At 76.8% G+C, this 19030-nt stretch carries 17 protein-coding genes; 6 read left to right on the plus strand and 11 right to left on the minus strand.

The features are described 5' to 3' along the window. Positions 1–283: 283 nt before the first annotated feature. The 4 genes from DMP15_RS20175 to mraZ all read right to left on the minus strand — a co-directional run bounded on the left by DMP15_RS20175 (position 284) and on the right by mraZ (position 4664). Entirely contained in the window at positions 284–2110 is a 1827-nt protein-coding gene (locus tag DMP15_RS20175; RefSeq protein WP_100880231.1) for a peptidoglycan D,D-transpeptidase FtsI family protein, read from the minus strand. Beyond that, positions 2110–2775 carry a septum formation initiator gene (locus DMP15_RS20180; protein WP_337826299.1) on the minus strand — a complete coding sequence of 222 codons (666 nt, stop codon included), beginning with the start codon at positions 2773–2775 and terminating at the stop codon, positions 2110–2112. The genes DMP15_RS20175 and DMP15_RS20180 overlap by 1 nt, the downstream gene beginning before the upstream one ends. A 64-nt stretch (positions 2776–2839) precedes the next feature. Further along, positions 2840–3838 carry a 16S rRNA (cytosine(1402)-N(4))-methyltransferase RsmH gene (gene rsmH / locus DMP15_RS20185; protein WP_073574078.1) on the minus strand — a complete coding sequence of 333 codons (999 nt, stop codon included), beginning with the start codon at positions 3836–3838 and terminating at the stop codon, positions 2840–2842. A gap of 394 nt (positions 3839–4232) precedes the next feature. Then, on the minus strand, positions 4233–4664 hold the full coding sequence (gene mraZ, locus DMP15_RS20190; RefSeq protein ID WP_043276508.1) for a division/cell wall cluster transcriptional repressor MraZ: 432 nt from the start codon (positions 4662–4664) through the stop codon (positions 4233–4235). Positions 4665–5335: 671 nt separating this feature from the next. On the opposite strand from mraZ, the gene DMP15_RS20195 reads away from it, so the two are divergent. From DMP15_RS20195 to DMP15_RS20205, 3 genes are read left to right on the plus strand one after another with little or no spacing between them, the layout of a single operon-like run. Then, positions 5336–6289, plus strand: a complete 954-nt coding sequence (locus DMP15_RS20195; protein WP_073574079.1) for an AAA family ATPase — start codon at positions 5336–5338, stop codon at positions 6287–6289. A 1-nt stretch (position 6290) separates the two neighbouring features. Beyond that, positions 6291–7649, plus strand: coding sequence for a DUF58 domain-containing protein (locus tag DMP15_RS20200; protein WP_337826300.1), 1359 nt, complete (start codon positions 6291–6293; stop codon positions 7647–7649). Further along, the gene (locus DMP15_RS20205; RefSeq protein WP_337826301.1) at positions 7646–9997 is read left to right on the plus strand and encodes a DUF3488 and transglutaminase-like domain-containing protein; all 2352 of its coding nucleotides are present in this window, start codon (positions 7646–7648) and stop codon (positions 9995–9997) included. Before DMP15_RS20200 ends, DMP15_RS20205 begins: the two co-directional genes overlap by 4 nt. A 342-nt stretch (positions 9998–10339) precedes the next feature. Here the strand turns inward: DMP15_RS20205 and DMP15_RS20210 are convergent, their stop codons facing one another. After that, a complete protein-coding gene (locus DMP15_RS20210) occupies positions 10340–10750 on the minus strand; it encodes a DUF3040 domain-containing protein (RefSeq protein ID WP_100880227.1) in 411 nt (136 codons plus the stop codon). A gap of 314 nt (positions 10751–11064) precedes the next feature. Further along, the gene (locus tag DMP15_RS20215) at positions 11065–11823 is read right to left on the minus strand and encodes a class I SAM-dependent methyltransferase (RefSeq protein ID WP_337826302.1); all 759 of its coding nucleotides are present in this window, start codon (positions 11821–11823) and stop codon (positions 11065–11067) included. Positions 11824–11951: 128 nt separating this feature from the next. On the opposite strand from DMP15_RS20215, the gene DMP15_RS20220 reads away from it, so the two are divergent. Beyond that, the gene (locus DMP15_RS20220) at positions 11952–12782 is read left to right on the plus strand and encodes a ParA family protein (RefSeq protein WP_073573930.1); all 831 of its coding nucleotides are present in this window, start codon (positions 11952–11954) and stop codon (positions 12780–12782) included. A 100-nt stretch (positions 12783–12882) separates the two neighbouring features. On the opposite strand, the gene DMP15_RS20225 is transcribed toward DMP15_RS20220, so the two are convergent. Together DMP15_RS20225 and DMP15_RS20230 are read right to left on the minus strand one after the other, a co-directional pair. Continuing rightward, a complete protein-coding gene (locus tag DMP15_RS20225) occupies positions 12883–13758 on the minus strand; it encodes an SAV_6107 family HEPN domain-containing protein (protein ID WP_337826303.1) in 876 nt (291 codons plus the stop codon). Between the two features lie 42 nt (positions 13759–13800). Beyond that, positions 13801–14121, minus strand: coding sequence for a hypothetical protein (locus DMP15_RS20230; RefSeq protein ID WP_051050348.1), 321 nt, complete (start codon positions 14119–14121; stop codon positions 13801–13803). 325 nt (positions 14122–14446) lie between these two features. On the opposite strand from DMP15_RS20230, the gene DMP15_RS20235 reads away from it, so the two are divergent. Further along, the gene (locus tag DMP15_RS20235) at positions 14447–15058 is read left to right on the plus strand and encodes a GNAT family N-acetyltransferase (RefSeq protein ID WP_073574082.1); all 612 of its coding nucleotides are present in this window, start codon (positions 14447–14449) and stop codon (positions 15056–15058) included. A 37-nt stretch (positions 15059–15095) separates the two neighbouring features. Further along, on the plus strand, positions 15096–15776 hold the full coding sequence (locus tag DMP15_RS20240) for an LppM family (lipo)protein (RefSeq protein ID WP_179760368.1): 681 nt from the start codon (positions 15096–15098) through the stop codon (positions 15774–15776). 39 nt (positions 15777–15815) lie between these two features. Here the strand turns inward: DMP15_RS20240 and DMP15_RS20245 are convergent, their stop codons facing one another. From DMP15_RS20245 to DMP15_RS20255, 3 genes are all read right to left on the minus strand, one after another. Then, positions 15816–16805, minus strand: a complete 990-nt coding sequence (locus DMP15_RS20245; RefSeq protein ID WP_179760369.1) for an NADPH:quinone reductase — start codon at positions 16803–16805, stop codon at positions 15816–15818. A gap of 56 nt (positions 16806–16861) precedes the next feature. Further along, positions 16862–17482, minus strand: a complete 621-nt coding sequence (locus DMP15_RS20250; protein WP_337826304.1) for a DedA family protein — start codon at positions 17480–17482, stop codon at positions 16862–16864. Between the two features lie 78 nt (positions 17483–17560). After that, positions 17561–18970, minus strand: coding sequence for an LCP family protein (locus DMP15_RS20255; RefSeq protein WP_337826305.1), 1410 nt, complete (start codon positions 18968–18970; stop codon positions 17561–17563). Between the last annotated feature and the right edge of the window lie 60 nt (positions 18971–19030).

The raw sequence follows: 19030 nt of genomic DNA on the forward strand, positions 1-19030 counted from the left end.
GGCTGCGGTGTGGAGGTCGGGCACAGGCCGGAGGTTACCGACCGGCGCGGGCCGCCCCTCGTCCCGGTCAGGCGCCCGCGACCGCTCGCGGAGGCGGTCGCGGCGGGCGGCGGAACGACGACCGGCACACGGCCGTCCGACGAGCCGGATACGGCCATCCGGCGCAGGTTCCGGGCCGGTGGGCGGCTCGTCGGGCGGGGTGCACGGCGGCCCGGCCGGGCCCCGTACGGGTGGGCAGCGGCCGGGACCGTCCGACGCAGCCGGACCGCACCCGGCCGCGCCGTCACCGGATCTGCAGGGTCTGCACCGGCTGCGGCGCGGTCTGGACCGGCACGGCGTCGCGCTGGGCCAGGTAGGAGGCGATGTCGTGGAACAGCGGCGCTGCGCTCGTCCCGCCCTTCGGGGCGTCGAGCATGATCCCGATCACGAACCGCGGGTCCTGGGCCGGGAGCATCCCGGCGAAGGTGATCCAGTACTGGGAGCGCGAGTAGGCCCCGGTCGCCGGGTCCACCTGCTGGGCGGTGCCGGTCTTGCCCGCCACCTCGTAGCCGGGCACCGCGGCGGCGGGCCCGGTGCCGGACTGGCCGTGCGCCTTCTGGGTGACGGCGGTGAGCATCGTCCGCAGGGTCTGCGCGGTCTGCGGCGACATCACCTGTACCGGCTCGGGCGCCTCGGTCGGTACCCGGACGCCGTCCGGGCCGGTCGTCGCGGCGACGATCCGCGGCGGGACCCGGACGCCGTCGTTGGCGATGGCCTGGTACATCCCGGCCATCTGCAGCACGGTCATCGACAGGCCCTGCCCGATCGGCAGGTTGCCGAAGGTGGAGCCGGACCAGGTCGCGCGGGCCGGGACCCGTCCGCCGCTCTCGCCGGGCAGCCCGACACCGGTCTTCTGCCCGACGCCCATCTTCGCGAGCATGTCCGAGAAGCGGTCCTCGCCGACCTTCTGCGCGGTCATCAGGGTGCCGACGTTGGAGGACTTCGCCAGCACACCGGTCAGCGTGTAGCGGTCGACGCCGTGCGCCCAGGCGTCCTTGATCGTGCGGTCGGCGACCTCGATGCTGCCGGGCACGTCGAGCACGTCGTCGGGCTTGGCGACGCCGGCCTCCAGTGCGGCGGCCATGGTGACGACCTTGTTGACCGAGCCGGGCTCGAAGGGCGTGGTGACGCCCTTGTTGCCCAGCGAGTTCGGGTCCGCGGACAGCAGCTGGGCCGGGTCGAACGAGGTGTTGTCGGCGAGCGCGAGCACCTGCCCGGTGGCCCGGTCGAGGACGACGGCCGAGCCGCTGCGCGCCTCGGCGCGGCCCGCGTAGTCGGCGAGCATCCGCTGCACCTGGAACTGCAGGTCGGAGTCGATCGTCAGCTGCACGTCGGAGCCGGACACCGCGGCCTGCTCGGAGCGCACGCTGCCGGGGATGACGGTGCCGCTGCCCTCGGCGGTGTCGGCGATCTGGAAGCCGTCGCGACCGGCGAGCAGTTCGTCGTCGGAGGACTCCAGGCCGATCCGGCCGATCAGCTTCTGCGCGTCGGCGCTCCAGGTCGCTGCGCCGATGATGTTCGAGGCCAGCGTCCCGTTGGGGTACTGGCGCGCCTCGCGGCTCTCCTCGGCGATCTCCGGGAACTGCGTCCGGAGGTCACGGGCGGGCCCGGGGTCGACCGCGGTGGCCATCACGACGTAACCGCGGTCGCTGTTCAGCGCCCGCTTCAGCTCCTCGGGGTCGCCGTGGGTCACCGCCGCGACGGCGTCGGCCATCCGGTTCTTGTAGGCGACCGCGTCCGCGCCCTTGGTGGAGTTGATCAGGCGCGGGTTGGTGACGAGCGCCTTGGACTCGGTGGAGAACGCCAGCACGGCGCCGTTGCGGTCGCTGATCGCGCCGCGCTCGGCCGGGATGACGATCCGGCTGGCGCGTTGCTTCTCCGCGTCCGCGGTCAGCGTGCCCGCCTGCACCGTCTGGACGACGACGAGCTTCGCCCCGGACACCAGCAGCAGGGCGGCCAGCGCCACCCAGGCCAGGCGCAGCCGGAACCGCGGGTCGTCGGCCGGGGACCGGCGCCGGCCGCCCCGCGGACCCTGCCCCCGCGGCCGGGGGCGCGGCGGCGCGTAGACCATCAGTTCCCGCCCGCCGCCCGGGTGTCGGCCGGGACCTCGTGCTCGGTGCCCTCACCGGCGCCGGCGGCGCCCGGAGCGGCGTCGCCGCCCTCGGCGGCCGGGTCGGTGGTGGCCGCGCCCGGCTGCTGCGTCTGCTGCGCGGGCGGGGCCTGCGGGGCGTCGGCGGCGGGCGGGGCGGGCGGCGCCGCGGCGACGGCGGCACTCGGCTCCCCGACGACGTCGACGCGTCCGTCCGGTGCGACCACCAGGCGTGCCGGGTCGGTCACCCGGACCATGCCCTGGGCCGCGGCGCGGTCGGCGAGCGAGCCGGGGCTCTGCAGCACCGTGACCTCCTTGCGGAGCGCCTCGGACTGCTCGGTGAGCGACGCGGTCCGTTCCCGGGCCGCCTGCAGCGAGTAGGAGTCGGCCGCCGCGGCGGTCGACAGCCACAGCGTCGCGATCAGGCCCGAGACCAGCAGGACCATCACGACCAGCACGAACTTCGCGCGGCCGGTGTTCTCCCTGGCCGCGCTACGGCGGCGCTGGTCGGCCACCCGTCGGGCGTCGCCGGGGCCGCGCTGGGCCGGGATCCGCGGAGGTGCCGCGGTACGACGGCTCTGGCGGGTGTCGGGCCGCTGCCGGCCACCGCCCGGGGTGCCCGGGCGCTCGATGACGGGTGTGCTCATCGGGGGTTCCTGCCTCTCCGCCGTGCCGGTGCTGCCTGCGTGCTCGGATCCGTGCCACGGGTGCTCACGGCCCGTCCTCCACGCGTTCCGCCGCGCGCAGCCGTACCGGGGCGGCCCGCGGGTTGCGGGCGATCTCGGAGTCGGACGCCTGCTCGGAGCCCCGGCTGAGCAGCCGGAACTCCGGTCCGTGTCCGGGAAGCTCCACCGGCAGGTCCACCGGGGTCCGCGAGCGGACGCGCTCGGCGAGCACGCGCTTGGTGATCCGGTCCTCCAGCGAGTGATAGGACAGGACGACGATCCGCCCACCCGGGGCGAGCGCGTCCAGTGCCGCGGGCAGCGCGTCGCGCAGGACCTCGAGCTCGCGGTTCACCTCGATGCGCAGTGCCTGGAAGGTCCGCTTCGCCGGGTGCCCGCCGGTGCGCCGGGACGCGGCCGGGACCACGCCGTAGAGCAGCTCGACGAGCTCGGTGCTGCGGGTGAACGGGCGCTTCTCCCGGGTCCGGACGATCGCGTTGGCGATCGGTCCGGCGAACCGCTCCTCGCCGTACTCCCGCAGGATCCGGCGCAGTTCGCCGGCGGCGTAGGAGTTCAGGACGTCGGCGGCCGTCGGCCCGGTGGTCGGGTCCATCCGCATGTCGAGGTCGGCGTCGCGGGAGTAGGAGAAGCCACGGGCGTCCTCGTCGAGCTGGAGCGAGGAGACTCCCAGGTCGAACAGGATGCCGTCGGCGGCGGGCACGCCCGCCTGCTCCAGCGCGCCGGCGACGTCGTCGTAGACGGTGTGCACCCGGTGCAGCCGGTCGGCGTAGGCGGTCAGCCTGCGGCCCGCGAGCTCGAGGGCCTGCGGGTCGCGGTCCATGCCGACGACGGTCAGCCGGGGGTGCGCGGCCAGCAGCGCCGCCGCGTGGCCGCCCATGCCGAGAGTGGCGTCCACGTAGACGGCGTCGCGGTCGCGCAGCGCGGGGTCGAGCAGCTCGGAGACGCGGTCCAGCAGGACCGGGGTGTGCCGGTCACCGGGCGCGCGCTCGTCGCGCGGGGTGGCGCCGTCGCCGGAAGTACCGTCCACGTCCCACCCCCCGGTGCGCCGTCCGTCCCCGTGTGGTGCGTGCGTGTCGTGCGGGCCGCCGGTGCGGCGGCCGTACCCGGTCCCGGCCACGGGGGCCGGGACCGGGAGGGTCGATGTCCGTGGGTGTGGCGTGCCGGCTCCCACAACCGGTCCGCTCCACGCCCGAAGACGCGCGGGCGCCACCGCGCCACCCGAACTCCCCAGTCGGGGTGGGCGCCGGCGCCGTCCCCACCCGGGGGCCGTGCCGAGACGGACCTGGCACCGGGGAAGGTGTGCCAGGGCCGACTCGATCACGGCACCCGGGTCGGGGCGGCGACGGTGGTGTCGTCCGCTGTCGGTCGTACTGTCCTGCTCAGGTACTGCCGCCGTCCGTCGTCCCGCCCGCCAGCGGAACTCAGAACAGCCCGGGCAGAACCTCCTCCTGGGCCTTGGCGAACTCGTCCTCGTGCCGCTCCTGGTACTCCTGCCAGGCCTGCGCGTCCCAGATCTCGGCGCGCGTGAACGCGCCAATCACCACGCAGTCCTTGGACAGTCCGGCGTACCGGCGCAGCTCGGACTGGATCGCGATCCGGCCCTGGCCGTCGGGGTTCTGCTCGTCGGTGCCCGAGAAGAGGTTCCGCTGGAACACCCGCGCCGACTCGTTCGTCAGCGGGGCCGCGGCGATCTTGCGCGCCATCTCGGTGAAGGCGTCACGGGTGAACACGTAGAGGCAGTGGTCCTGCCCTTTCGTGATCATGCAGCCGCCTCGCAACTCGTCGCGGAATTTTGCGGGCAGCGTCAGCCGCCCCTTGTCGTCCAGCTTCGGGGTGTAGGTGCCGAGGAACACCGACCCCACCTCCACCTGGGACCCCTGTTCGTCCCAGCGATCACCACACTACCCCACACTCACCCACCGTCAACCCGAGACGGGCGGATCTCCGACCACCGGTCCGATGTTTTCCCAGGTCAGAGGTGGTGGGGGACAGTGGGGGCGCGCGACGCGCCACCCGGTCGCGCGACGCCCGGAGGCCGTTTCCGGCCGCTCCGGCCGCACCTGCGCCCCACCGCTCCCCCGCCGGCGTCGTCCCTGGTCAGAGACGTTTCCCGGGCCGATCGGGTCATCCGGTGCGGGAACGGGTGGGGAGACGGTGGGGGACCGTGGTGAGCCCGGGTGGGGGGCGGTGGGGGATCGGCGGCCGCGCGGCGGAGCGGCGTGGGGAACCACCGTGGGGCGCCGCGGGGGGACCTCGTGGGGACCTTCCGCCCGGGGCCGCCGGCGAGACCCGGAGCGCGTCGCGTTCGGCCGTACGGGGCAGCGGGTCGAGGCCGGGTGGCGGCGCCCGGTCCCGATCGGGGGACGTTTGACAGACTGGGGTCACCCGAGCCGTCTCCTGAGGAGGCCCGTTGTCGTCGAGCGCGCCGTCCGCGCCCTCCGTGCCACCCGTCCCGTCGCCGTCCGGTGGTCCCCTCCGCCGGGCCGAGGCCGGCGGTGCGCACCCCGGTTACGCGCCCGAGCCGATGGACGCCGCCGCCGTCGCCGACGCGGCGGGCCGGATCGCCGCCGCGATGGCCCGGATCATCGTCGGCAAGCCCGACACCATCCGGCTGGCCCTGGTCGCGATGCTCGCCGAGGGGCACCTGCTCGTCGAGGACGTGCCGGGCGTCGGCAAGACCACGCTGGCCAAGGCACTCGCCCGGGCCGTCGACGGGGCGGTGAGCCGGGTGCAGTTCACCCCGGACCTGCTGCCCGGCGACATCACCGGCTCGTCGGTCTACAACCGGCAGACCTCGGAGTTCGAGTTCCGGCCCGGCCCGGTGTTCGCCAACGTCGTGATCGCCGACGAGATCAACCGGGCCTCGCCCAAGACCCAGTCGGCGCTGCTGGAGTGCATGGCCGAGCACCAGGTCACCGTCGACGGCGGCACCTACCCGCTGGGTGACCCGTTCATGGTCGTCGCCACCCAGAACCCGGTGGAGATGGACGGCACCTACCCGCTCCCCGAGGCCCAGCAGGACCGGTTCACGGTCCGCGTCTCGGTCGGCTACCCGGACCCGGCGGCCGAGCTGGCGATGCTGGAGGAGCACGGCTCGACCGACCCGCTGGAGCGGCTGCGGCCGGTGACCGACCTGCGCACGCTGCGGTCGATGATCGCCGGGGTCCGCGGCCTGCACACCGCGGCGGAGGTGCGCCGCTACTGCGTCGAGGTCGTCGGGGCGACGCGGCGGCTGCCCGAGGTCCGCCTCGGTGCGTCGCCGCGCGCGACCCTGCACCTGCTGCGGGCCGCCCGCGCCTGGGCGGCGACCGCCGGGCGCGGCTACGTCGTGCCCGACGACGTCCAGGCCGTCGCCGTCCCCGTCCTCGCGCACCGGCTGGTGCTGGGCCCCGAGGGGGTCGCGGCCCGCCGGACACCGGCGGACCTGGTGCGGGCCGCCGTCGCGCGGGTCGCGGTGCCGTCCCCGCCGCGGAGCTGAGGTGGCGCCGACCGCGCCGTCCGGGTCACCGGCTCCCACCGAGCCCGGTGACCCGGCGGCACCCGGGTCGTCCGGGTCGTCGGCGCCGCTCGCGGCCGGCGGCGCGCCGCGCCGGGAACGGCGGGCCGGGCTGACCGTGCGCGGGCGCTGCCTGCTCGCCGGCGGCGCCGCGATGGTCGTCTCGGCGATCGTGCTCGACGAGCGCGACCTCGTCCGGATCGGGGCGTTCGTGCTGTTGCTGCCGCTGCTGGCACTCGTCGTCGCGTTGCGGTCGCGCCGCTCGCTGCAGGTCGGGCGCACCCTGGAGCCGGCGCGGCTGGAGGCGGGCAGCGGCGGCACGGTGCTGCTGCGGATCGCCGGCGGCGCCCTGCTGGGCGCACTGCGGATCGCCGACCACGTGCCCGACGCCGCCGGTCCCGCCGACCGCTACCCGCCGCGGTTCACCGTGCACCGGCTCGGCCGGCGCGGTGCCCGGGTCGGCTACCCGGTGCGGCCCGCGGTCCGTGGCGCGTACCGGATCGGTCCGCTGCGCGGTCGCGGCACCGACGCGCTCGGCCTCGCCGAGTTCCGCCACGACCTGCTGCCCGCCGACCGGCTGCTGGTCCTCCCCCGGGTCACCCCGCTGACCGGGCGCCCGGCCCTGACCTCCACCGCCGCCGGGCGCGGCGCCGAGGGCGGCAGCCGTCCCGGCCCCGGCACCCCGGACGTGCTGATCCGCCCGTACCGCCAGGGCGACGAGCTGCGCCGTGTGCACTGGCGCTCCAGCGCCCGGCGCGACGAGCTGATGGTCCGCCTCGACGACCGTCCCGACCCGTCCGGCGTGACCCTGCTGATCGACCGGCGCGACAGCGCCCACCGCGGACACGGGCCCGCCTCCAGCCTGGAATGGGCGGTGGCGTTCACCGCCAGTGTCGCGGTCCATCTGCTGCAGCGCGGCGAGGCCGTCGCACTCGTCGACGAGTCCGGCGACACCGTCGGCGACGTGCCGCCCGGTGTGACCGGTGCGGACGCCGTCCCCCCGCGGCTGGAGTCGCTCGCGCTGCTGCGGCCCTCGGCGAGCACCGGGTTCACCGCGCCCGGCCCCGGTCCCGGGCACCCGGAGGGCGTGCTCGCGGTGCTCGGCGGGACCGCGCCGCAGGACGTCACCGCGCTGGTCTCGGCCTGGCCGCGCGGCGGGCACGCCGTCGTCCTCGACGTCGACACCTGGTCGGCCGCGACGCGGTCCCGCCCGGCGTCGGTCGCGGCGGCCGCGCTGCGCCGTGCCGGGTGGCACGCCACCGTCGTCACCTCCGACATGACCGTCCAGCGGGCCTGGGCGGACGCCTGCGGCTCGCCCGGTATCGCGGGGGCGACCGGATGAGCGCGCCGACCCGGCCCCCCGTCCGGCCCGCGCCGCCGCCCGACGCGCCCGTCCCCGACGCCGCGCCCGCGGGCCGGACGCCGGGTGCCCCGGCCTGGACGGTCGTACTGGGACCGGTCGCGACGGCCGTCGCGGTGCTGCTCGCCGGGACGGCGATGAGCTCGGTCGTGCAGGGCGCGGCCTGGTTCGCCCACGCCGCCGTCGCGGTCGTGCTGGTCTCGCTGGTCGGCGGCCTGCTGCTGCCGCTGCGGGCCTGGTTGGTCGCGCCCGGCCAGCTGCTGGCCCTGGTCCTGCTGGTGACCGCGTGGTTCACCGGCAGCGGCGTGCTCGGGGTGCTCCCCGGGCCGTCGGCGTTCGCCGAGCTGTCGGGGCTGCTCGGCGGGGCCGGGCAGCAGATCGACAGCGGCCTGCCGCCGGTCGCGGCGAGCCCGGAGATCCTGCTGCTGGTCACCCTCGGGTTCGGCACGATCGCGATCGCGGTGTTCGGGCTCGCGGTGACCGTGGCCGCCCCGGCCGCGGCCGGGGTGCCGCTGCTGGTGGTGTTCGCGGTGCCGACGGCGCTGCAGCCGGGCCTGCTGCCCTGGTGGACCGTGGTCGCGGCGACGCTCGGCTACGGCGTGCTGCTGCTCCTGCGTCCGGACCGGCTGCGGCAGATCCCGGCCGGGGCCGCGGTCGTCGCGGTCGCCGTCGTGGGCTCGCTGCTGGCCGGACTGCTGGCATCGTCGGTGGGGACCTCGGGTCGCTTCGACGCCACCGGCGGGACCGGGGGCGACGCCGACGGCTCGATCGGGCTGAACCCGTTCACCTCGCTGCGCGGGCAGCTGACCCGCAGCGAGCCGCGGCCGCTGTTCGGCGTCCGTGGACTCCAGACCCCGACCTACCTGCGCGCGCTCACCCTGCAGACCTACGTGCCGCAGGAGGGCTGGAAGGCGGGGCGCCCGCTGCCGGGCGTGCCGCTGACCGGGCCGCTGCCGCCGTCGACGTCCGGGCCGGCTGCGTCGCAGGACGTGCAGGTCGAGAACCTGGGCTTCCGCGACTACTGGCTCCCGGTGTTCGGCGACCCGACCCGGATCGCGGTGAACTCACCGAGCTGGGCCTACGACACCGACGGCGGCATCGTCTACAGCGAGCGCGCACAGTCCGAGGACGGCTGGACCCAGTCGATGCGGCTGCCGGAGCCGTCGGCCGACCAGCTGCGCGCGGCGTCCGGGCCGACCACGGTCGACCGGGCCTACCTCGACGCCGACGGTGTCGACCCGCGGGTCACCGCGATCGCCCGGGAGGTGACCGCCGGGGCCACGACGCCGTTCGACCGGGCGATGGCGCTGGAGGACCACTTCACCGGGCCCGGCTCCCCGTTCACCTACAGCCTGGCGACCGCGCCGGGTGGAAACGGCGACGCCCTGGTCGACTTCCTGACCCGCGGCCGGACCGGCTACTGCGAGCAGTACGCCTCGGCGATGGCGGTCATGCTGCGCGCCGTCGACGTCCCGGCCCGGGTGGCGGTCGGTTTCACCGCAGGCGACGCCGACGGCTCCGGGGCCCGCACGATCACCACCGAGGACGCCCACGCGTGGGTCGAGGCGTGGTTCCCCGGCTACGGCTGGATGACCTTCGACCCGACCCCGCTCGCCGACGGCCGCACCATCGACCCGGCCTACGTCCAGCAGGCCCGGGAGCAGGACGGCGGCACGACCGCCGCCGAGCAGACCCCGCAGCCCGAGCCGTCCGCGACGCCGCCGCCCCCCGAGGCCGGTGGCCCCACCCCCGAGCCTCCGCCCACCGAGGAGCAGGCGGCCGACCAGCCGTCGGCCGCGACCGGGTCCTGGTGGCCGCTGGTCGTGGCGCTGCTGCTGGCGGCCGCGGTGCTCGCCGTCGTGCTGACCCCGGGCCTGTGGCGCCGGCACCAGTACTCCCGCCGGGCCGGGCTGGCCCGGGCGGGCGGCGACGGCGCTGCGGCGGCGGCATGGGACGAGGTCCTGGCCGCCTCCCGCGACCACGGGGTCCCGGTGCCGCCCGGGGACACCGTCCGCGCGGCCGCCGACCGCATCACCGAGCGGCACGGCCTGTCCGGGCGCCCCGCCGAGGCGCTGCGGGAGCTGGCGGGCCGGGTCGAGGCGAGCTGGTACGGCGGGATGCTGCCCGAGCCCGGCACGCTCGACGGCCCGGTGGACGAGGTGCGGACGGCGATCGCGGCCGGCGGGACGTCGTTGCGGGCCCGGGTGCTGCCGGCCTCGGTGGTTCCGGAGGCGGTCCGGCGCGGGCGCCGTCCGTCCGACGACGACCCGACGGCCGACGACGGCGCCGCCGACATCGACACGGCCGGAGAGCCCGCCGAGCGGGGCTGACCCGCCCGGCGAGCGCCGCCGGCCCGCCCACCGTCCGCGCGATGATCCGCTCCGCGCGTGCGTCCGGACGCACGCGGGCCGCGGATCTCCGCGCGGGCGCGGGGATCGCAGCCCCCAGCGCCCCGACCAGCGGCCGGCGTCCGGTCGGCGGCGTCATCCGGCCGGGGGCGGTCGACGGCGCCGGTCCGGCCCGTGCGGCGGCTCCCGTCCACCGGCGACCGCTGGTGCCGACGGTCGGCACATCGGGCAGCCGGTGCCGGGCACACGACAGCGGGGCGGGTCACCGAGTCGGTGTCCCGCCCCGCCGGGCGTCGTACGGGCGGCCGGGTAGGCCGCCCGGTGTCACTCCTGCTCGAAGCGGCGCCGGAAGCGCTCCTCCATACGGCCGGTGAAGCCACCGCCGCTCTCGCCGGACTGCTTGTCCTTCGGGGCGGCCCCGCCCTGACCGGTCGTCTCTTCGCCGCCGCGACGGGCGCCGATCGAGGTGACCGCCAGCAGCGCGCCGCCGAGCATGGCGAGGAAGCCGACGATGCTGAGGATCGGCAGGTCGCCGAGCCAGAGTGCCCGGAAGGGGATCCCGGCGACGAGCAGCACGAGGCCCACCACGAACAGGACGGCGCCCTGGATGCGGCGGCGCCGGGCGGGCTTGCTCCGCCGGCTACCGCTGACCGAGGACGCGAACTTGGGGTCCTCCTGGTAGAGGGCGCGTTCGATCTGTTCGAGCAGGCGCTGCTCGTGCTCGGAGAGCGGCATGCCTTCACCTCCGGCACACGTAATCGGACGGTAGGCCGCAGTCGACCCGGGCCTCCTCGCCCCGGCCGGTACGACGGGCGCCCCAACCTGGGCGTCTGATGTCCAGAGTACGAGGCGAATCGTGCCGCGACCACCCGGACCGTCCAACCCGCTCGGCTGATCGTCGAGCGGACGGCGTGGCGCGGCGTGTCGTCGCTCACCCGGACTGTCGCAGACCCACCCGGACGGGGGTGGGCAGCCGGGTGAACGTCGGACGACCGGTCACCGACGGCAGCCGGAAGGCGACCGTCGGTCACCGGCGACGGGGACGGGTGTCAGTACCGCCGGGCGAGCAGATGCAACCGCGGGGCGACCTCGGCGAGGGCGCCGACCTGCGACGCGAGCGCGTCCAGCTCGTCACGCTCGTCGCGGCCCGCCGTCTCGCCCTCCTGGCCGGGACCGGGCAGCCACGCCTCGAGGGTGCCGTCACCCTGCAGGATCTCGGTCCGCAGCCGTCCGGTCTCGGCGGTGAGCTCCTGCAGCCGGTGCGCGTCGAACCGGCGCAGCAGCCGGTCGTCGGTACCGGTGCGGCCCTCGTGGTCGGTGAGCAGGGCACGGGCCTCGGCGAGCCGGCCCGTGGCCAGTCGCCCGATGAACGCGCCGTAGCGCCCGACCGTCAGCACCGACACCGCCCCGCCCGGGGCGGCGGCCGCGGCGAGCGCGGCGAGCACCCGGCCCGGGCCGTCGACGACCTCGAGCAGCCCGTGGCCCAGGACGAGGTCGGCGCCGTCGGCCGGGGCGACCTCGGCGAGGGTGTCGACGTCGCCGTTCACCGGGGTGATCCGGTCGGTCACGCCGGCCTCACCGGCGCGCCGGGCCAGCGTCGCCAGCGCGTTGGGACTGGTGTCGACGACGGTCACCGCGCAGCCGGCGATCGCCAGCGGCACCGCCCACGTGCCGCTGCCCCCGCCGACGTCGAGCACCCGGGGCGCGGCCCCGGTGTCCCGGCGGACACGGTCGATCTCCCTGTCCAGCACCCGGAACACGGCGGCCCCGCGCGCTGCTCCGGCCTGCTCGCGTGTCGGCGATCCCACGGCACCGAGACTAGTGGCCCCCGCCGGTGCCCGGCCCGCCCGCCCGCCGGGACGCCCACGACCGGGCGCCCGACGATCACCTGCACTCCGCTCGGCGACCGTGCCGGACCGCACGGTACGTTGGGTGGGTGCAGGTCGTCGCCACGCTCAGTCTCAAGGGTGGCGTCGGCAAGACCACGGTCGCACTGGGTCTGGCCGGCGCGGCGCAGCGGCACGGCGTCTCCACCCTCGTGGTGGATCTCGACCCGCAGGCCAACGCCACCACCGCGCTCGACCCGGAGCCCACCACGGCGACCGTCGCCGACGTGCTGGACGAGCCGCGCCGCGCGGTGGTCGAACGGGCCATCGCGCCGTCGGCGTGGGGCGAGGGCCTCGACGTGCTGGTCGGCGCGGAGCAGACCGAGCGGCACAACCACCCCGACCCGGGGGCGGCGCAGCTGTACCGGCTGGACCGCGCCCTGCAGCGGCTGGCCGGCGAGCTGATCACCGACGACTCCGGTGGCTCCGAGCACGCCGAGGAGCGCTACCGGCTGGTGATCGTGGACTGCCCGCCGTCGCTGGGGCAGCTGACCCGCAGCGCGCTGTCCGCCGCGGACCGGGCGATCCTGGTGACCGACCCGACGATGTTCTCGGTGTCCGGCGTGCAGCGCGCGTTCGACGCGGTCCAGACCGAGCGCGAGCGGTCCAACGACCGCCTGCAGCCGCTGGGCGTGCTGGTCAACCGGGTGCGGCCGCGCAACACCGAGCACGAGTTCCGGATCTCGGAGCTGCGCGAGCTGTTCGGCCCCCTGGTGTTCAACAGCGTCCTGCCCGACCGCTCGGCGGTCCAGCAGGCCCAGGGCGCCTGCCTGCCGATCCAGGCCTGGGACACCCCGGGCGCCCGGGAGATCTCCGCGGTGTTCACCGCGCTGCTGGGCAGGGTGCTGCGCAGCGCCTCGCGCCCCGCCGCCTCGGCCTGACCGGCCCCTCCCGGTCCGTTCCTCGGCCCCGCCCGCTCCCGCTCTCCTGCCGTCCGCCGATCCGCTCCCCCGTGCGGCCCGCCGCTCCGGCGGACGGACCTCACCGGGGCAGCAGCAGCTGCACCCGGGTCACGAACTGCTCGGCCTGGCGCAGCAGGTCGTCGGCGGCACGCCGGTCGATGTGCCGCCCGATCCCGGCCTCGGCCTCGATCCGGAGCCGCGAGCACCCGGCGAAGAACGCCGCCCACTCCTCCAGCTCCGGAGCGACCTCGGCGAGGAGCCGCCAGACGTCACGCGGGGCGCCCCGGCGGGTCCGGGGCCGGGCCCGCATCGCCAGCACCGCCGCCCCGGCACGCAGCGCGGCGAGGTAGGCGGCCGGGTAGCGATGCAGCGGCTCGGTCTCCCGGTGCGCCTCGGCGAGCTGCTCGGCGGCCTGGCGCAGCAGCCCGAGCGCATCCCGCGACGGCGGGGCGGGCGCGGGCGACCGGAGGGGCACCGGCCCGGCCGGACGGGCCGCGCCCTCGTCCGACCCGGCAGCGCTCCCGGCCTGGCGGGCCGTGCCCCCGGCCGGACGGGCCGTGCCCCCGGCCGACCCCGCGGTGCTCCCGGTCCGCTGCGGGGTGCCCCCGTCCGCCGGCACGGATGCGCCCGGCAGGGGGATCACCTGCCCGGACCGGCCGGCGGCGCCGGTCTCCCCGGCCCGACCGGGCCGGCCGGTGCACCCGGTCCCGGCCGGGTCCGCACCGGTCCGGCCGCTCCCCCGCCGGGACGGCGCCGCCCCGGCGGCGGCCCCCGTACGGTCGGCGGCGCCCCGTCCCGCGCCCCGGGCCGCGCCGCAGTCCAGCGGCCACAGCCCGTCGGCGACCGGCCGCACCCGGCCGGACCGCCGCTCCGGCCGCGCGGCGCCCGCCGGGGCGTCGCCCGGCCGTCGCGCCCCGGCGGACCGCGGCGACGGCAGCGCCAGGTCCAGTTCCATCGTCCTGCTCCGCACGCGCACCTCCCGCATCTCCCGCACCTCTCAGTCGACCTTCACCAGGTCCCACACGCCCGGACCGGACCGCATCCGCAGCACCACCTCACGCGGCGGTTCCTGCGGGTCCTGCACCGACCGGGCGAGCACCCGCCAACAGCTCAGCCGATCCCCGCCCACCGGCATCGGCGACGGGAACGGCCACGGGGACTCCTCGATCCACTGGTCCCGAACCCCGGTGACCAGGAAATGTTCCCCGCGGCGCGACGGACGCCGCGAGAACTCGACCGGCTCACCGTTCTGCCAGCGCACGTCGATCGCCGCCGGCTGGCGGGACCGGAACAAACGCGAGAAGCCGCCCACTGGCATCACCACGCCCTCCACCCGGTGGCCGGGCCTCGGTTCCCACCACCGGAATCGGTCTCCGGGACGCCCGGCGACGGGGTGCTTCCCCCACTCCGCCCACCGGACGCCCGGCGTCGAACACGCGTTCGATGTACGCCAGTAGAACGCGTGTTCGATCGTCGCGTCAAGTCGGGTGACCGGGTGGCGCCACTCACCCACCGGCACCGTGGCGGGGTGCGCGGTCCGGACCCGCCGGGACCGGCCGGGCGTGGTGTGATGGGGACATGTACCCGGACACCGACCCCGCCCCGGCGCGGGCGTGCGGTCCCCGCCGGGGCCGGTGCTCGCGGTGACCGCCGCACCGTCACGGGCGCGCCTGGTCGGCCTCGGCCGCAGCGAGTTCGCCGACCGGCTGGGCGAGGCGATCGACGTCTACGTCACCGCGATGGGCTACCCGCGGTCGACCGCACGCCAGCGCCGCTCGCTGTGGCTCGAGCACTCCTACCGGCCGGGCTGGCGCTCGGTCGGCTGGCTCGACGAGCAGGACCGGCTCACCGGCATCGGCTACGGCTACTGGGGCGGCCCCGGGCAGTGGTGGTTCGAGGAGGTCCGCCGCGGGCTGCGTGCCCGTCGCGGGGAGCCCGGGGCCGTGAGCGCCGACTGGCTGACCGACTACTTCGAGCTGACCGAGCTGCACGTCCACCCGCAGGCACAGGGCTCGGGCATCGGCGAGTCGCTGCTGCGGGCGCTGGCCCGCGACGCCGCCCGGGCCCGGATGCTGCTGTCCACCCCCGAGTACGGCCGCGCCACGCCCGGCCGGGCGTGGCGGCTCTACCGTCGTGCCGGGTTCGTCGACGTGCTGCGCGAGCACCTGTTCACCGGGGACCCGCGCCCGTTCGCCGTGCTCGGACGCGAGCTGCCGCTGCTTCCCACGGATCACCCGACACACGCCCCCGAGTGACGCCGGGACCGTCGTACCCGGGTGGCACGATGACGCCATGCCGCCGCACCGCACCGCGCCGCCCGCACGCCGTCGATCCCGGACGCGTGCGCTCGTGCTGCTCGCGGTGCTGGCCCTCCTCGCGCTGACCGGTTGCACCCGGGTCCAGGTGGCCCTCGCCGTGCAGCCGGACGACACCGTCGACGGCACGATCGTCGTCGCGACGCCCGAGGGCGCACCGGACGGCCGCGGCCCGCAGATGGCGGTCCCGGCCGACCTCGCGGGCGAGGTCGAGCTGTCGCCGTACGACCAGGACGGCTTCGTCGGCACCCGTGCGGCCTTCGAGAACCTGACCTTCGCCCAGGTCTCGCAGCTGAACCTGCTCGGCGGGAACGCGTCGGGGCGGGCGAACCTGGAGCTGCGCCGGGTCGGGGAACGGATCGCCGTGCAGGGCCGGGCCGACCTGACCACGATGCCGGTGGACCGGGCCGACGTGCGGCTCGCGATGAGCTTTCCCGGCGAGGTCGTCGAGTCCGACGGCGAGACCGACGGCGGCACCGTCACCTGGGAGTTCGTCCCCGGAGAGGTATCGCAGATCAACGCCTCGGTGATCTCGACCGATCCGAACGCGCCGTCGATCCTGGGCTGGTCGCTGCTGCTGGCCGGGCTCGTCGTCGTCGCGGCGGGGGCGGCCGTGCTGCTGGCCCGGCGCGACCGGAACCCGCCGATCCGGCGCTGAGGGCGCGCCGGACCGGCGGGGGTGGCCGACCGGAACAGGTCAGAGGTCGACCACGACCTTGCCCGTCGTCCCCGCCTCGACGGCCTCGTGCGCGGCGACGACATCGTCGATCCCGAACCGGGTGACCGGCAGCGGGGTCAGCGCTCCGTGCGCGGCCGCGACGCCCAGCCCGTGGGCCGCGTCGGCCAGCACCGGGCGGGGCACGGTGTAGAGCAGCGCGAACCGCAGCACCGCGTTCGCCCCCATCAGCGCGCGGACCGGGATCGACGGGTCCTGCGGGGTGGCGGCGTAGGAGACGACCGCGCCCCCGTTGCGCAGCACCGCGAGGTCCTGGGCCAGGTTGTGGGCGAGCGAGACCTCGACGATCCGGTCGACCGGTCCGGCGGCGTCGAGGATCGCGGCGCCGGGATCGCCGTCGCGGTAGTTGACGACGTGGTGCGCGCCGGCGGCCCGGGCCAGCTCGGCCTTCTCCGGACCGGACACAGTGGTCACCACGGTCGCCCCGGCCCAGCGGGCGAGCTGGATGCCGTAGTGCCCGACCGCGCCCGCACCGCCGGTGACCAGCACCGTCCGTCCGGCGACCGGGCCGTCGGCGAACAGGCAGTGGTAGGCGGTCATCGCCGGGACACCCAGGCAGGCGCCGAGGTCGTCCGGCGCGCCGTCGGGCAGCACCGTGGCCTGCTCGGCCGGCAGCACCGTGTACTGCGCGCAGGTGCCCCACTCGGCGAGCGCGGCGCCGCCGTCGCCGCCCGGCGACGCGAGCCAGGTCCAGACCCGCTGCCCGATCCGAGACGGGTCGACCCCCTCCCCCACGGCGTCGATCTCGCCCACGCCGTCCTGGTGCGGGATGCGGACCCCGTCGAAGGGCCGTGACGTGGTGCCGTCGCGGGTCTTGGTGTCGGTCGGGTTGACCGCCGAGATGCGGACCCGGACCCGGACCTGGCCAGGACCGGGCTCCGGGGTGTCGATCTCACCGACGGTCAGGACGTCGCGGGCGGTGCCCTCACGGGAGTAGCCGGCTGCCTTCATCCGGGCCATCCTGCCGTCGCCGGTCCGGGCCCGCACCCGGTGCGGCACGACCGGCGTCAGGCGGCGTCGCGGCGCTCCTCGGCCAGGGCGGCGACGGTCTCGCGGGCGGCGGCCCGGCGGGCCTCGGCGCGACGACGCCGCACCCGCCACCCGACAACGCCGGCGACGACCACGACCGCCAGGACCACCCAGCCGGCGATCCCGAAGGCCTTCTCGAACTGCTCGGCGGCCTCGCGCAGCAGGAACCCGGCGGTCACGTGCACGGCCGACCAGACCGTCGCCCCGACGACGACGGCGGGCAGGAACCGCCGCAGCGGCAGCCCGGACGCCCCCGCCGCGGCCGGGGTCATCGTGCGCACCACCGGCAGGAACCGGGCGCCGAGCACCGCCCACGGACCCCAGCGGCGCAGGGTGCGGGCGGCGTCGTCCCAGGCGTCGCGGCCCATCCGGCCGATGACCCGCGACTCGCGCAGCCGCGGGCCGAAACGGCGGCCGATCGCGTAGCCGATCGCGTCGCCGCAGGCGGCGGCGACCGCGACCACCCCGGTGACCAGCACCGCGGCCGGGACGTCCGGGACGGCCATCGCGGCGGCGATGAGCACGGTCTCGCCGGGCAGGACCAGCCCGACACCGATCGTGGTCTCGCCGAGGGTGACCAGCCCCGCGACGAGCACCACCACCCACAACGGGACGGAGGTCAGGAAGTCGATGATCTCGGTGATGGGAGGCTCCTCGGCCGGGGTGACGGGGCCGCGTCAATCGACGCAGGGCACCCCGTCGGCGGTCAGCTCGGGCTGGGTGTCGGCGGCCGGGGTCGGGTCGCCCCGGGGCGCCGCGGCCCGTCCGGTCCCGCTCTCCGCCGGGGCCGGTGTCGCCGGCGCGGCGCTGTCCGCGTCGTCGCCGCCCCGGGGGTCGGCCGGTGCCCCGGGCGCGGCCAGCCCGGCGAAGAACGCCGTGACCTGCCCCGGGTCGACCTCCACCGCGACACCCTCGCTGCCGGTCCGGTAGTCGGCCCGGCCGGTGGGGATGGTGCGGAAGGTGACCCGGTCACCGCGCAGCTGCGCGGCGTGCGCGAGCATCGAGGTGAGGTCCCAGCCCTGGTCGAGCACGACGGCACCGTTGACCGCCTGCATCAGGTCGGCGACGGCCGTCGGGTCGGTGAGGGTGCCCGCCGAGAGGAGCCGGTGGGTCAGTCCTGCGAGGAACGCCTGCTGGCGGCGGACCCGGTCGAGGTCCCCCTCGGGCAGCCCGTGCCGCTGCCGGACGAACTGCAGGGCCTGGGCGCCCTGCACGGTCTGCGGGCCCGCGGCGAAGTCGGCGCCGGAGTAGCTGTCGCGCACCGGGGCCCTGAGGCACACCGGGACGCCGCCGAGCGCGCGGGTGATCTCGGCGAACCCGGCCAGGTTGACCTGGGCGTAGTGGTCGATCGAGACGCCGGTGAGCTCCTCGACGGTGCGCACGAGCAGCCTGCTGCCCGCGGCGTTGGCCTCCCGCTCCAGGTCCGGCCCGCTCAGCCCCCGCCGGATCAGGTCCGGCCGGGCGATCGCGGCACCGCGCGCCAGCGCAGAGTTGATCTTGTGTGTGCCGAGGCCGGGGACGTCGACCCAGGAGTCGCGCGGGATCGACACCGCGGAGGCGCCGAGGTCGGGGTCGTCCGGGATGCGGACCAGCATCAGGGTGTCGGTGTTGTCCTGGCCGTCGGCGTCGCCCGCGTCCAGGGCGTCGAGGACCTCGCGGGGCAGCGGGTTGCCGCGGGCGTCGACCCGGGAGTCGCTGCCGACCAGCAGGATGTCGGTCGCGCCGTCGGCGACGTGCGGTCCGGTCACGTCCGCGGTGGTCAGACCGCTGGTGCCGCCGACCATCGCCCAGCCGGCGCCGGTGGCGAGGAAGACCGCGACCGACAGTGCCGCGACGAGACCGCGGGCGCGGTGCCGCAACGGGGCGGGGGCGCGCTGCTCGGCGCGGGGCCAGGGGGCGACCGGGCGGATCGGGGTGGTGGGGCGGGTGCCGGGGTCGGCGGGCCGGGCCCGCGGGCCGGCCGACGCGGGGCGTCCGGCGGGCCGGGCCGGGCCGCCCGACGGAGCACCGGGGACCGCGCGCGACGGACGGGGGCCGGCCGGGGCGCCGGGGCGGGCCGCCGGCGGGCCGCCGGAGCGGGGCCACACGCCCGGCGACCGGGTGTCCCGCGGCGCCGTACCCCGGGTCCCGGCCCGCGGCGCGCCCGG

The sequence above is a fragment of the Pseudonocardia sp. UM4_GMWB1 genome (genome assembly GCF_017312155.1).
Lineage (GTDB): Bacteria > Actinomycetota > Actinomycetes > Mycobacteriales > Pseudonocardiaceae > Pseudonocardia > Pseudonocardia alni.

Coding starts and splice junctions, on each gene's coding strand:
- DMP15_RS20175 (WP_100880231.1), bottom strand. CDS start 2,110: ATGGTCTACGCGCCGCCGCGCCCCCGGCCGCGGGGGCAGGGTCCGCGG.
- DMP15_RS20180 (WP_337826299.1), bottom strand. CDS start 2,775: ATGAGCACACCCGTCATCGAGCGCCCGGGCACCCCGGGCGGTGGCCGG.
- DMP15_RS20195 (WP_073574079.1), top strand. CDS start 5,336: ATGGACGCCGCCGCCGTCGCCGACGCGGCGGGCCGGATCGCCGCCGCG.
- DMP15_RS20205 (WP_337826301.1), top strand. CDS start 7,646: ATGAGCGCGCCGACCCGGCCCCCCGTCCGGCCCGCGCCGCCGCCCGAC.
- DMP15_RS20210 (WP_100880227.1), bottom strand. CDS start 10,750: ATGCCGCTCTCCGAGCACGAGCAGCGCCTGCTCGAACAGATCGAACGC.
- DMP15_RS20225 (WP_337826303.1), bottom strand. CDS start 13,758: ATGGAACTGGACCTGGCGCTGCCGTCGCCGCGGTCCGCCGGGGCGCGA.
- DMP15_RS20230 (WP_051050348.1), bottom strand. CDS start 14,121: ATGCCAGTGGGCGGCTTCTCGCGTTTGTTCCGGTCCCGCCAGCCGGCG.
- DMP15_RS20240 (WP_179760368.1), top strand. CDS start 15,096: ATGCCGCCGCACCGCACCGCGCCGCCCGCACGCCGTCGATCCCGGACG.
- DMP15_RS20245 (WP_179760369.1), bottom strand. CDS start 16,805: ATGAAGGCAGCCGGCTACTCCCGTGAGGGCACCGCCCGCGACGTCCTG.